Annotated in this window: 10 protein-coding genes; 8 read left to right on the top strand and 2 right to left on the bottom strand. The window is 57.6% G+C overall.

Annotated features, from left to right (window positions below; genetic code table 11):
* Positions 1 to 2: 2 nt before the first annotated feature.
* Both iolG and QC816_RS08565 read right to left on the bottom strand, forming a co-directional pair.
* Complete coding sequence (gene iolG / locus QC816_RS08560) at positions 3 to 998, bottom strand: inositol 2-dehydrogenase (RefSeq protein WP_199284143.1); 996 nt, start codon at positions 996 to 998, stop codon at positions 3 to 5.
* Between the two features lie 49 nt (positions 999 to 1047).
* Positions 1048 to 1905: a MurR/RpiR family transcriptional regulator gene (locus QC816_RS08565; RefSeq protein ID WP_199284142.1), complete on the bottom strand. Its 858-nt coding sequence runs from the start codon at positions 1903 to 1905 to the stop codon at positions 1048 to 1050.
* A gap of 222 nt (positions 1906 to 2127) precedes the next feature.
* On the opposite strand from QC816_RS08565, the gene QC816_RS08570 reads away from it, so the two are divergent.
* From QC816_RS08570 to QC816_RS08605, 8 genes are all read left to right on the top strand, one after another.
* Positions 2128 to 3078, top strand: a complete 951-nt coding sequence (locus QC816_RS08570) for a sugar ABC transporter substrate-binding protein (RefSeq protein ID WP_199284141.1) — start codon at positions 2128 to 2130, stop codon at positions 3076 to 3078.
* A 54-nt stretch (positions 3079 to 3132) separates the two neighbouring features.
* Positions 3133 to 4263 carry an ABC transporter permease gene (locus QC816_RS08575; protein WP_199284140.1) on the top strand — a complete coding sequence of 377 codons (1131 nt, stop codon included), beginning with the start codon at positions 3133 to 3135 and terminating at the stop codon, positions 4261 to 4263.
* A gap of 1 nt (position 4264) precedes the next feature.
* Positions 4265 to 5146 carry an ATP-binding cassette domain-containing protein gene (locus QC816_RS08580; protein ID WP_199284139.1) on the top strand — a complete coding sequence of 294 codons (882 nt, stop codon included), beginning with the start codon at positions 4265 to 4267 and terminating at the stop codon, positions 5144 to 5146.
* Positions 5147 to 5169: 23 nt separating this feature from the next.
* A complete protein-coding gene (locus QC816_RS08585; protein WP_268902389.1) occupies positions 5170 to 5973 on the top strand; it encodes a TIM barrel protein in 804 nt (267 codons plus the stop codon).
* 111 nt (positions 5974 to 6084) lie between these two features.
* A complete protein-coding gene (locus QC816_RS08590) occupies positions 6085 to 8043 on the top strand; it encodes a bifunctional 5-dehydro-2-deoxygluconokinase/5-dehydro-2-deoxyphosphogluconate aldolase (RefSeq protein WP_309781612.1) in 1959 nt (652 codons plus the stop codon).
* Between the two features lies 1 nt (position 8044).
* Positions 8045 to 9892, top strand: coding sequence for a 3D-(3,5/4)-trihydroxycyclohexane-1,2-dione acylhydrolase (decyclizing) (iolD, locus tag QC816_RS08595; protein WP_264824728.1), 1848 nt, complete (start codon positions 8045 to 8047; stop codon positions 9890 to 9892).
* A gap of 32 nt (positions 9893 to 9924) precedes the next feature.
* Positions 9925 to 10827: a myo-inosose-2 dehydratase gene (iolE, locus tag QC816_RS08600; protein WP_264824729.1), complete on the top strand. Its 903-nt coding sequence runs from the start codon at positions 9925 to 9927 to the stop codon at positions 10825 to 10827.
* Positions 10828 to 10862: 35 nt separating this feature from the next.
* Positions 10863 to 12365 carry a CoA-acylating methylmalonate-semialdehyde dehydrogenase gene (locus tag QC816_RS08605; protein ID WP_309781613.1) on the top strand — a complete coding sequence of 501 codons (1503 nt, stop codon included), beginning with the start codon at positions 10863 to 10865 and terminating at the stop codon, positions 12363 to 12365.
* Positions 12366 to 12373 lie beyond the last annotated feature (8 nt).

Raw genomic sequence — 12373 nt, forward strand, 5'->3', positions numbered from 1 at the left:
GCTTAAACCGCAGCATCGAGCATAATTTTGCGGCCTTCACGTAGTGAGCGCTCCGCTGCATCGGCCAATCGCAATGCCTCTAACCCGTCCTGGGCGCCCGCAAGAGGCGTGCGCTTTTCCTGCCACGCATCGACGAAATCAAGAATCTCTAATCGATAAGCCTCGGCATAACGCTCTAAAAAGAACCATTTGGGTTTTTCTTCCACTTGCCCCGTCTCGCCGGTAAAGCGCAGCCGGGTATCAGACTCGTTCTGGGCCTGCAGCATGCCTTGGCTGCCAAAGGCTTCGATACGCTGATCATAGCCGTAGCACGCACGCCGTGAGTTGCTGATTTGACAAAGTTTTCCACTGGCGGTGGTAAGCGTGACCATGGCGGTATCTACATCGCCCGCTTCGCCAATGGCTGGATCGATGATGCTACTGCCGACGGCAAAAATGCTTTCAATCGGCTCATCAAGTAGCCAGCGCGCCATGTCCAGATCATGAATCATCATGTCCCGGAACAGCCCACCTGAGTCGCTGACATACTCGGCAGGTGGGGGAGACGGATCGCGGCTGATAATGGTCAGGGTTTCCAGTGCCCCAATACGCCCTTGGGTAATGGCCTTTTTAAGTGCAGAAAACTGAGGATCGTGGCGACGGTTAAAACCTAACGCGCAGGTCACCGGGTGTTCGCTAAGTACCTGCAGGGCATCGCGGGTGCGCGCTAAATCCAAGGCGATGGGTTTTTCGCAGAGAACCGCCTTGCCTGCGCGAGCGGCGCGCTCCAGATACTCCGCGTGGGTAGGCGTGCTGGAGGCAATCAGGACGGCGTCAATGTCGCCATCCGTAAAAATCTCATCAACGGAGGTCGCTTTGCTGCCGTACTGCTCGGCCAGCGCTTCTGCGGCAGGCTGATGAAAATCGGCCACGGCGGCCAGGGTAACATTTGGGTGTAAATGAATGGCTTGGGCATGCACCTTGCCGATGCGTCCAGCGCCGATCAGTGCGAGTTTCATGAGCTCTCCTGTTTTATTGTTGGTGTTGGCTTGTTTTGGTGTTTAGGTCTTACGCTTTTTTGTCGTTGTCCTTTCCTTTGTCACGAGTTTTGTCTTGCCGTACCCCTAGGGCAATGGCCAAGGTCTGGGCCAGGCAGAGCGATGCGGTCAAACTGCGGAAGCTTTTTACTTCAGCTTCATTGACAACGAAGGCAACATCCGCAAAGCGAGCCAGCGGGCTGAGGGTCGAGTCGGTAATCACCACAATAGGCAGACCACGCTGATAGGCGTCTTCGCAGGCTTTTTGGCTCTCTTCGGCATAGGGCGAGAAACTGATGGTCAGTAGAGCGTCATGTTGGCTCATGGCGCGCAGTTGCTCGCCGTACATCCCACCCAAACCATTGACCAGCAGCGCAGGTTTATCCACATGCGCCAAGGCATAGGTCATGTAGCTGGCCACCATAAAGCTCCGTCGGGCACCCATCACATGAATGGCATGGGCCCGCTCAAAAATATCCAGCGCGTTTTCAAGGTTCTCTGGGTCAATGCGGCTAGGCAGTTGCTCCAAGACGGCGCGATTAGCGTCGGCGAACTCCCATAGCAGCTGGGTACTGTCCGGTGTTTCCCCGGTGGCACTGCGCACCGCTCGAATTCGCTCGGTGTAGTTAGGCAGCTCATCGACCAGGCGGCTGCGAAACAGCTGCTGCATTTCAGAAAAGCCCTTAAATCCCAAACTATTGGCCAGGCGAATCAAGGTGGAGGGAGTAACATCCGCCTGCTCGGCAATTTTGGCCACGGTCGCCAGAGCCACCTCCTGAGGGTGATCAAGCATAAACCGCGCGGTTTGCTGCAAACGTTTGCTTAGCGTGGCGTACTCTGCGGTGATCAGCGTTTCCAACTCACGGTAGCTTTGAGGTGGCTGCGGCATACAATTTCCTTAGCGTTAACGCGTGTACCACTTAGCTGAGAGAAAACTAAGCAAAGGGACTGATTGTTGAGCAGTCTAGTTGATTGAAATAAATATTCCATTTATACCAAAGTATAGAATAAATAATTTGCCTGTATTGCTATTTGGAATCTATATTCCATAGCGCCAAGGAATTTAATGCCACTTCCCTACCAACAACGATAACGTTATGAGGAATTATTTATGGCACGTCTATCTCAATGGCTTCTAGCCTCCGTCGCCACCACGGCGCTCATGGCGGGTGCCGCACAAGCACAGGAAACAGCACAAGAAGAGAATCGCTTCGTCATGGTGACCCATGGCGTTCCCTCGGATCCTTTCTGGTCGGTGGTCAAAAATGGCGCTGAGGCAGCGGCTGACCTTGTAGGCGCGGAGCTTGAGTACCGCGCACCTTCCACCTTTGACATGGCCAAGATGCAGCAACTCGTCCAGGCGGCAGTGGCCTCTCAACCAGACGGTTTGATTCTCTCATTCACCGATGAAAATGCCCTGGGCAGCGTTGTGCAAGACGCAGTCGATAACGGCATTCCCGTCATCACCATCAACTCCGGTGGCGATGTGGCGCGGGATTATGGCGCCCGCTTGCACGTTGGGCAGAGTGAGTACGAAGCGGGCAAGCAGGCCGCCGAGCGCATGCAGGAAATGGGCGTTGAGAAAGGCGTTTGCGTCAACCATGAACAGGGCAACCAGGGCCTTGACCAGCGCTGTGATGGCTTTGTTGAGGGCTTCGACGGCAATGCTGAGCAGCTAGCGACCACCTACGACCCCACCAATATTCGCAATGCCATTATCGCTTACCTTAACGAGAACAGTGATGTGCGTGGTGTGTTGACCTTGGGTGCATTGGCCGCTGATCCGATGATTCAGGCCATGCGCGAGCAGGGGGCTACCGATATGTTCACCCTCGGTACCTTTGATCTTTCACCCGACATTTTGGAAGCCTTGGATGCGGGTGAACTGGACTTTGCGATCGACCAACAGCAGTACATGCAGGGGTACTTACCTGTCATGTTCCTCGACCAGTTCGTCAAGAACGGGCTGCTACCCGCTGGGGATGTTGCTACCGGTCCGGGGTTTGTCACTCAAGAAAACGCAGCGCAGGTTATTGAGCTGAGTAGCCAGGGTATCCGTTGATAACGACCTAATCGGAAAAGGCTCGGCGGTGCCGAGCCTTGGGAGTCGATCGCCATGAATTCCAATGAAAATAACCAAGCGGCTGCGCCAGCAGCGGCTGATCAAGACGAACGGATCCAGAAAGTCTCGTTTTGGAAGAAAGCGCTCAATCGTCCTGAGTTGGGGGCGCTGGCCGGTACCGTGCTGGTGCTTGCCTTTTTTATCGCTGCCTCCAGCGGCACCGGGATGTTTACCCCCGCGGGTATTATTAATTTTCTGGAAGTTTCAGCCCAGCTCGGCATTATCGCCACGGCGGCAGCACTACTGATGATCGGCGGGGAGTTTGATCTCTCGATTGGGTCGATGATCGGCCTGGCTGGCATTTTGATTGCGATCCCCGCCGTAGAGTATGGCTGGCCGCTATGGGCCGCTATCTTATTGGCATTCGCTTGTGCCGGGTTAGTGGGCTGGATTAACGGCAATCTGGTTAATCGCACTGGCTTGCCGTCCTTTATCGTCACGCTGGGTTTTCTGTTTATTCTGCGCGGCCTAGCGATTGGCGTCAGCCGGTTGTTGACGGGGCGAACCCAGGTGGGTGGCGTTGAAGAGCATATCCCCGGCGATTGGTTCGCGTCGCTGTTTTCCGGTGAGGTCGCCACGGGCCTGTTCTCTTGGATGGCCACGCAAGGCTGGATCGGCACTAATTTTGCGGGCAACCCCACCGTTTCGGGTATTCCGGTCTCCATCGTCTGGTGGTTGGGCTTAACGGCCGTGGCGACCTGGGTGCTGCTGTGCACGCCCTATGGCAACTGGATCTTCGCCAGCGGCGGCGACGCTAATGCCGCGCGCAATTCGGGCGTGCCGGTACGTCGGGTCAAGATTTCACTGTTCATGTTCACTGCCTTCTCCGCCACCATTTTTGCCTGCATTCAGGTAATGGATACCGGTTCGGCGGACACCATTCGTGGCTTGTTAAAAGAGCTGGAGGCCATTATCGCGGTGGTGATTGGCGGCGCTTTGCTGACCGGCGGCTATGGGTCTGCCATCGGCGCAGCGCTGGGGGCGCTGATCTTTGGCATGGTGCAAATGGGTATCTTCTACACCGGTGTTAATACGGACTGGTTCCAGGTCTTTTTGGGCGTGATGCTGCTGGTGGCCGTGCTGTTCAATAACTACATGCGCAAGAAGGCGATGGAGGCCAAGTAACATGACAACTCAAACGCCAATGATCGAAATGCGCAGCGTCAGCAAGCACTTCGGCAGTGTGATCGCCTTGAGCGATATTTCCATGCAGGTCTATGCCGGTGAAGTGATGTGCCTGCTCGGTGATAACGGCGCGGGCAAGTCGACGCTGATCAAAACCCTCTCGGGCGTTCATCAGCCCACCCATGGCGAGATGCTGCTGGATGGCGAACCCGCTCGCTTCAAGTCACCGGCTTACGCACTAGACGCAGGTATCGCGACGGTTTTCCAGGACTTGGCGATGGTGCCGTTGATGTCGATTACCCGGAACTTCTTTATGGGGCGCGAGCCGACGGTGGGCTGGGGGCTGTTCAAGCGCATCGATTGGAAATACGCCGACCGCATTGCCAAGCAGGAAATGGCCAAAATCGGCATTGATGTGCGCGACCCGAGTCAGCCGGTGGGCACGCTTTCCGGCGGCGAACGCCAGTGCGTGGCGATTGCCCGAGCCGTCTATTTTGGCGCCAAGGTGCTGATTCTGGATGAGCCAACGTCCGCCCTCGGGGTCAAGCAGGCCTCGGTAGTACTGCGCTATATCGCCAAGGCGCGGGCCGATGGACTGGCGGTCATCTTTATTACCCATAACGTCCACCACGCCTTCCCGGTAGCCGATGCGTTCACCCTATTGTCACGCGGTGGCAGCCTGGGGTCCTTCCGCAAAGAAGACGTCACCCGCGAAGAAGTACTCAACATGATGGCCGGTGGTGCCGAGCTGGAGAGCTTGGATGCAGAACTCGCTGAGTTCCAGCGCAGCGACCGCGAAAAAAAAGCCAATAGCGCTGCTGGCAACCAGACTACTCCGAAGGCCGCTGGCGGGAAGATTGATGAGCCCGCTGAAAACGTTTAGCGAACAGCTACCAAAGAGCCAATATGACTATGTCAGCATCTACTTTCTCATCGCCGTTTACGTTGGCCGTTTGTGCAGAAATGGTTTTTCGCGACCTACCGATGAATGAACGCGTTAAGCGTATTGATGCGTTGGGTTTTCAAGTGGAAATCTGGGACTGGACCCGGCACGACATTGAATCCCTGGCCAATAGCGGCGCGACGTTTTCATCCATGACCGGCTATGTCACCGGTACCCTGGCGGATGCCGCTGGGGCCGATGAGTTATTGCACACCGCCTCAGAGTCGGTTGACGTCGCCAAGCGCTTGGGCATTCCACGCCTTAACCTGCACGGAACGGGGCTGGATAGACAAGGCCTTCCTGTGAAACCTTGCCAGCAATTGACCGGCTCTATGTGGCTCAAAGCCCGCGACACACTTAATAGGCTTGCGGACTTAGGCGAGCTTAACGATGTCACTTTCGTGCTTGAAAACCTCAATACTGATGTTGACCACCCCGGCGTGCCGTTTGCCCGATTGGCAGACGTATTGGCGCTTGTAGAAAGTGTTGATCGCCCTGGCTTGCGCATAATGCTGGACGTTTATCACGCCCAGATTGGCGAAGGTAATCTGATAGAGCTGATTCACCGCTGTGCGCCCTACATTGGCGAAGTGCAGGTGGCTGATGTCCCCGGTCGCTGTGAGCCGGGAACAGGCGAGATTAATTACTCGGCCATTGCCAAAGCGCTGAGCGACATAGGTTATCGCGGCACAGTGGGTCTGGAAGGTTGGGCCTCGGGTGATGATGAGCTTGCGCTCGACCGATTCCGTGCGGCCTTTTCACTTTAAGCGCTGTTGGCTTCTTATTGATGAGCGCCTGCCGCTGGCCACCCAAGAAGCCCATATGTTCGAGCTACCTTATTGCCCAGTACCACGAACCTGTTACGTGGGGAGAACTTTATGCTAAACAACAATATGCAACACCGACCGCTTGACCTGATTTGCTTGGGGCGTGTAGCGGTTGACCTTTACGCTGAGCAAATCGGTAGCCGCCTGGAAGATGTTGCCAGCTTCGCCAAATACCTGGGCGGTAGCTCCGGCAATATGGCCTACGGTACCGCGCGACTAGGGTTGAAGTCAGCCATGCTCTCGCGAGTCGGCGATGAGCAGATGGGCAACTTTGTACGCGAGGAACTTGAGCGGGTAGGCGTGGATACCACGGCACTGCAAACCGATCCTGAACGCCACACCGGCTTGGTGCTGCTGGCACTGAAAGACCGCGAAAGCTTTCCGCTGCTGTTTTACCGTCGCGACTGCGCCGATATGGCCATCGACGCTGACACCATCGACCCTGAGTTTATTGCCCGCTCAAAGGCATTGGCGATTACCGGCACCCACCTTTCAACGGATACCACTCGGCGAGCATGTCGCAAAGCGCTGGACGCCGCTGCTCATTATGGCGTGAAGCGGGTGCTGGACATCGACTACCGTCCCGTACTGTGGGGGCTGACCAATCCGGGTGATGGCGAAACCCGCTTTATCGCCGACGAAACCGTCACCACCGATCTGCAGCGCTGGCTACCTGATTTCGACCTGATTGTGGGCACCGAAGAGGAGTTTCACATTGCCGGTGGCAGTACGGACACCTTAGCGGCCCTGCGTGCGGTGCGCGAAGTTAGCGAAGCCACCCTGGTATGCAAGCTGGGGCCCATGGGTTGCGTGGTGTTTGAAGGCGCTATTCCTGACCGCATCGAAGACGGTATTTTGGTCAAGGGCGTACAGGTTGAGGTGCTCAACGTGCTGGGTGCCGGTGATGCCTTTATGAGTGGGCTACTGCGTGGCTGGTTACGCGGTGAACCCTGGCAGACCAGTGCCGGTTATGCCAACGCCTGTGGCGCGTTGGTGGTCTCCCGCCACGGCTGTGCCCCGGCCATGCCCACCGAGGATGAGTTATTCGATTACCTGCAACGCCGCGATGAGGTACCCCGTCCGGATATCGATCAGCGCCTAAACCATTTACACCGCGTCACTACCCGAGTGCCAGCCCAATGGCCCGAAGTGCTAGGTCTGGCTTTTGACCACCGTCGCCAGCTCACCGATATGGCCCGCGAAGAGTATGCCGACAGCGCGCGGCTGCCTAAGCTTAAGAAGCTGTTGGTGTCGGCTGCCGAGGAGGGCGCAAAGCTGGGTGGTATTACCACGCCCGCGATTCTGGTAGACGACGTGCTGGGTCAGGAAGCGCTCAACCAAGCCAGCGGCAAAGGCTGGTGGATTGGCCGCCCGGTGGAACTGCCGGGCTCACGTCCGCTGCGCTTCCAGCATGGCGATGATTTAGGTGCCTGCCTGCGCCAATGGCCGCGGGAGCAAATCATCAAATGCCTGGTGTTTTACCACCCCGACGACGAGATTGCGTTGCGCCTGGAGCAGGAAGAGCGGCTGCGCCAGCTCTATCAGGCGGCCTGTGCTTATGGGTTGGAGTTGTTGGTTGAAGTCATTCCCCCTGTGAACATGCTCAATGACGACACCACCTTGCCGCGCAGTCTTCAGCGCCTCTACAACCTGGGTATCCGCCCTGACTGGTGGAAACTACCTGCCATGTCAGATGCAGCCTGGAAGGCGGTGGGCGAGACGATCGAACGGGAGGATGCCTACTGTCGTGGGGTCGTACTGCTTGGGCTAGACGCCCCCATGGACGATATGAAGCGCGGATTCGAAGCCGCAGCCAATCATGCCTGCTGTAAAGGTTTTACCGTCGGGCGCACGCTGTTTGCCAGTGCGAGCCGTGATTGGCTTGCCGGGCGTATCGACGACGCCAGCTTGGTAGAGCGGGTCGCCCAGAACTATGCCGAGCTTATAAAGGCGTGGCGGCAATTAAGGCAGTCGCTGCCGCAAACCCTGGCTCACACGGAGGAGGCGTAAGATGAGCACCATTCGACTCACCATGGCCCAAGCGCTGGTCAAGTACCTCGCTGCCCAGCGTATCGAAATAGATGGCCAAGAAGTGGCGTTGTTCGAAGGCGTGTTTGCGATTTTTGGTCATGGCAATGTGGCGGGGTTAGGTGAAGCGCTTTACCACGTGCAGGACACGCTGCCCACCTTTCGCGCTCATAATGAGCAAGCCATGGCACACGCGGCGATTGCCTTTGCTAAAGCCAATGGCCGTAAGCGGTTAATGGCCGCCACCAGCTCGATTGGTCCAGGGGCGACCAATATGGTCACTGCGGCGGCGCTGGCCCATGCCAACCGACTGCCCATTTTGTTGTTGCCGGGAGACACTTTTGCCACCCGCGAGCCTGACCCGGTTCTCCAGCAGGTGGAGCATTTCGGTGACCCTACCATTAGCGTCAACGACTGTTTTCGTCCCGTGTCGCGCTACTTTGACCGTATCAGCCGCCCGGAACAGCTACTCACCAGCTTGCCCCAGGCGATTGCCACCCTGCTTGACCCGGAACACTGCGGCCCCGCGACCCTGGCGATGCCTCAGGATGTACAAACCTTTGCTTACGACTACCCACAAGCCTTTTTTGCCCCCAGGGTGCATCGCATTCGGCGCTCGCCACCAGAGGCTTATGAGCTACGCCAAGCAATCGGCGCGCTACAACGGGCCAAGCGCCCGCTGATCATTGCCGGCGGCGGCGTGCATTACGCCACTGCTTGCGACGCCTTGGCCGATTTTGCCAAGGCAAGAGGCATTCCAGTAGCCGAAACCCAGGCGGGTAAAGGCGCGCTGGCGGATAGCCACCCCTGTGCGGTGGGGGCTATTGGCGTCACCGGCAGCGCAGCCGCCAATCAGTTGGCGGAGCAGGCGGATGTCATCCTCGCCATAGGCACTCGGCTCCAGGACTTTACCACTGGCTCCCGAGCGCTATTTGAAAACAATCATAAAACGCTCATCGCCCTTAATGTTGGGCGTTTCGATAGCGTTAAGCATCTGGCACTGCCGTTGACCTGTGATGCGTTGGCAGGACTTGAGCAACTTGATGACGCATTAGGCGATGGGTGCGGCAGCAATGAATGGCGCGAGCAGACCGATACGCTCAAGCGTGAATGGGCGAAGACAGTACACCAAGTGACGGCTGACCAAGGGGCCGCGTTGCCCACCGATGCCCAGGTGATCGGCGCGGTCAACCGCCAGGCCGGGAGCGATACCACTGTGGTATGCGCGGCGGGTGGTTTGCCCGGCGAGCTGCATAAGCTCTGGCAGTGCTCAGGCCCTGGCAGCTACCACGTAGAGTACGGTTTCTCCTGCATGGGCTATGAAATTGCCGGTGGTATGGGCGTCAAGATGGCCAAGCCGGAGCGAGAAGTGGTGGTGATGGTGGGCGATGGTAGCTACCTGATGCACAACTCGGAGCTGGCGACCTCGGTGATGCTGGGCCACAAGCTGATCGTCGTGGTGTTGGATAACCGCGGCTATGGCTGTATCAACCGCTTGCAACATGCCACCGGCGGCGCCGGATTCAACAACCTGCTGCAAGATTGCCGCACTGTGGAGGCGGGCGCTCCGAAAACCGATTTTGCCGCCCATGCCAAAGCCCTGGGCTGTGAGTCCGAATCGGTGAGTGGCATTGCCGAACTGGAACAAGCGCTGGTGCGAGCTCGTAGCGCCACCTCGACTTATGTGATTGCCCTGGATACCGACCCGTTACCCAGCACCGAGGAAGGCGGCGCCTGGTGGGACGTGGCCGTGCCCGAGGTCTCCGAGCGTGAGCAGGTTAATACTGCCTATCAAAGCTATCGCGAGGCCAAACAGCGCCAACACCATTAGGACTAATAAACAAAATATTGAGGAGCCACGCTATGCCATCGGTCACATTAGGTATTAATCCGCTCACCTGGACGAACGACGACTTGCCCAGCCTGGGTGGCGATACGCCACTGGAAACCTGCCTGCAAGAAGGGCGCGAAGCGGGGTTTAGCGGCTTTGAGCTGGGCAACAAATTCCCCCGCACGCCTGCCGCCTTGAGCCAGGCGCTGGGCGCTCATGATCTGGCGCTGATTTCAGGCTGGTACTCCGCACGCCTGCTTGAGCGTAGCCCAGAAGAAGAGATTGAGGCTGTGCAGGATCACATGAACCTGCTCAAGCAGTGTGGCGCCAAGGTCATGGTGTTGTGCGAAGTTACCCACTGTGTACACGGCGATCAGCAACGCCCACTCTCCCAGCGTCCGCATCTTTCTGATGAAGAGTGGCAGCGCCTGCAGCATGGCCTGGATGTGGTCGGCGACTATCTGAAATCACAGGGCATTCAACTGGTGTACCACCACCACTTGGGAACGGTGATCGAGAGCCAAGCCGACGTTGAGCGCTTAATGGACAACACCGGCGAAGGCGTTGGTCTGCTGCTTGATTTTGGTCATCTGCGCGGCGCTGGCGGTGACCCGCTCGCCATCGCCAAACGCTACAGCCAGCGTATCCACCATGTGCACTGCAAAGACTTGCGCTTCCCGGTGCTGGACGCCGTGCGCAACCGCGACAAAAGCTTTTTAAACGGCGTGCTGGACGGCCTGTTTACTGTGCCCGGGGATGGCGATGTGGAGTTTCTTCCCGCCTTAACTCACCTGTGTGAGCAGGGTTATCAAGGCTGGTTAGTGGTTGAAGCCGAACAAGACCCCGAAGTCGCCCATCCGCTGACTTACGCCCGCCTGGGTTATCGCAACCTTTGCCAACTTGCCGAGCAGGCGGGTTTTAACATTGCCAGCTAAACAGCGCCAGAGATGCCTTTAAATCAGGAGCTTGTATGAAGACGCTATCCCACTATCTCAATGGTCAGCTCTCTGCCGGTCAGAGCCAGCGCACTTCGCCGGTTTATAACCCGGCCACCGGTCAGCAGAGCGCTCAGGTAGCACTAGCTACCGCCGATGAAACCCGCGAAGCAGTGCGCATTGCCGATGAGGCCTTTGTCGCTTGGTCAAAAACCTCGCCGCTGAAGCGCTCGCGCATCCTGTTTAAGTTTAAAGCGCTGGTCGAGGAGCACACCGATGAGCTGGCGCGGCTGATATCCAGCGAACACGGCAAGGTGTTTTCTGACGCTAAAGGCGAAGTCACCCGCGGCCTGGAAGTGGTCGAATTTGCCTGCGGCATTCCCCACCTGCAGAAGGGCGAGCACTCCATGAACGTGGGTAGCGGGGTGGATAGCTACTCGATGATGCAACCGCTGGGCGTCTGTGCGGGTATCTCGCCGTTCAACTTCCCTGCCATGGTGCCCATGTGGATGTTTCCCATCGCCCTGGCCTGTGGCAACACCTTTGTAATGAAGCCTTCGGAAAAAGATCCCTCCACGCCGTTGCGCCTGGCTGAACTGCTTAAAGAGGCGGGTCTGCCAGATGGCGTCTTCAACGTCGTCAACGGCGATAAAGAAGCCGTGGATGTACTGCTCACCGATGAGCGAGTCCAGGCGGTAAGCTTTGTCGGCTCCACGCCCATCGCCGAGTACATCTACGCCACTGCTTCCGCCCATGGTAAGCGCGTCCAGGCTCTCGGCGGGGCCAAAAACCATATGGTGATCATGCCCGATGCGGATATTGACCAAGCCGTGGGGGCGCTAATGGGCGCCGCCTATGGCTCGGCGGGCGAGCGCTGCATGGCAATTTCCGTCGCGGTGCCCGTGGGTGAAGAAACCGCCAAACGCCTGCGCGAAAAGCTGGTAGCTGAACTGGAGAAATTGACGGTTGGGCCTGGTCTGGTCGATGGCCCGGATAACGATATGGGCCCGCTCATCACCCGCGAACATCGCGATAAAGTGGCGGGCTACATTCAAACCGGCGTGGATGAAGGCGCCGAGCTAGTGGTGGATGGCCGCCAGACAACGATAGAGGGGGCGGGCGATGGCTATTTTATGGGTGGAACACTATTTGATCATGTGACGCCAGACATGCGCATTCACTCTGAAGAAATCTTCGGCCCAGTGCTGGCGATTGCTCGAGTGGAAAGCTTCGACGAAGCCGTCAGCATGGTCAATGCTCACGAGTACGGCAACGGTACGGCGATCTTTACCCGGGATGGCGATGCGGCGCGTCAGTACTGCGAGCAGATCCAGGTCGGCATGGTTGGCGTTAACGTGCCGATTCCGGTGCCCATGGCGTTCCACAGCTTCGGCGGTTGGAAGCGCTCGCTGTTCGGCCCGCTGCATATGCATGGCCCAGACGGTGTGCGTTTCTACACACGCATGAAAACTATCACCCAACGCTGGCCCAGCGGCATTCGTGAAGAGACCAACCACTTCACCATGCCGACCATGTAAACAGTCTA

This window comes from Vreelandella janggokensis, assembly GCF_031451615.1.
GTDB lineage: Bacteria > Pseudomonadota > Gammaproteobacteria > Pseudomonadales > Halomonadaceae > Vreelandella > Vreelandella janggokensis.

Bases quoted from the DNA above. Each gene is read 5' to 3' on its own strand.
- iolD (WP_264824728.1), top strand. From the start codon at position 8,045: ATGAGCACCATTCGACTCACCATGGCCCAAGCGCTGGTCAAGTACCTC.
- QC816_RS08580 (WP_199284139.1), top strand. From the start codon at position 4,265: ATGACAACTCAAACGCCAATGATCGAAATGCGCAGCGTCAGCAAGCAC.
- iolE (WP_264824729.1), top strand. From the start codon at position 9,925: ATGCCATCGGTCACATTAGGTATTAATCCGCTCACCTGGACGAACGAC.
- QC816_RS08575 (WP_199284140.1), top strand. From the start codon at position 3,133: ATGAATTCCAATGAAAATAACCAAGCGGCTGCGCCAGCAGCGGCTGAT.
- QC816_RS08585 (WP_268902389.1), top strand. From the start codon at position 5,170: ATGACTATGTCAGCATCTACTTTCTCATCGCCGTTTACGTTGGCCGTT.
- QC816_RS08570 (WP_199284141.1), top strand. From the start codon at position 2,128: ATGGCACGTCTATCTCAATGGCTTCTAGCCTCCGTCGCCACCACGGCG.
- iolG (WP_199284143.1), bottom strand. From the start codon at position 998: ATGAAACTCGCACTGATCGGCGCTGGACGCATCGGCAAGGTGCATGCC.
- QC816_RS08565 (WP_199284142.1), bottom strand. From the start codon at position 1,905: ATGCCGCAGCCACCTCAAAGCTACCGTGAGTTGGAAACGCTGATCACC.
- QC816_RS08605 (WP_309781613.1), top strand. From the start codon at position 10,863: ATGAAGACGCTATCCCACTATCTCAATGGTCAGCTCTCTGCCGGTCAG.
- QC816_RS08590 (WP_309781612.1), top strand. From the start codon at position 6,085: ATGCTAAACAACAATATGCAACACCGACCGCTTGACCTGATTTGCTTG.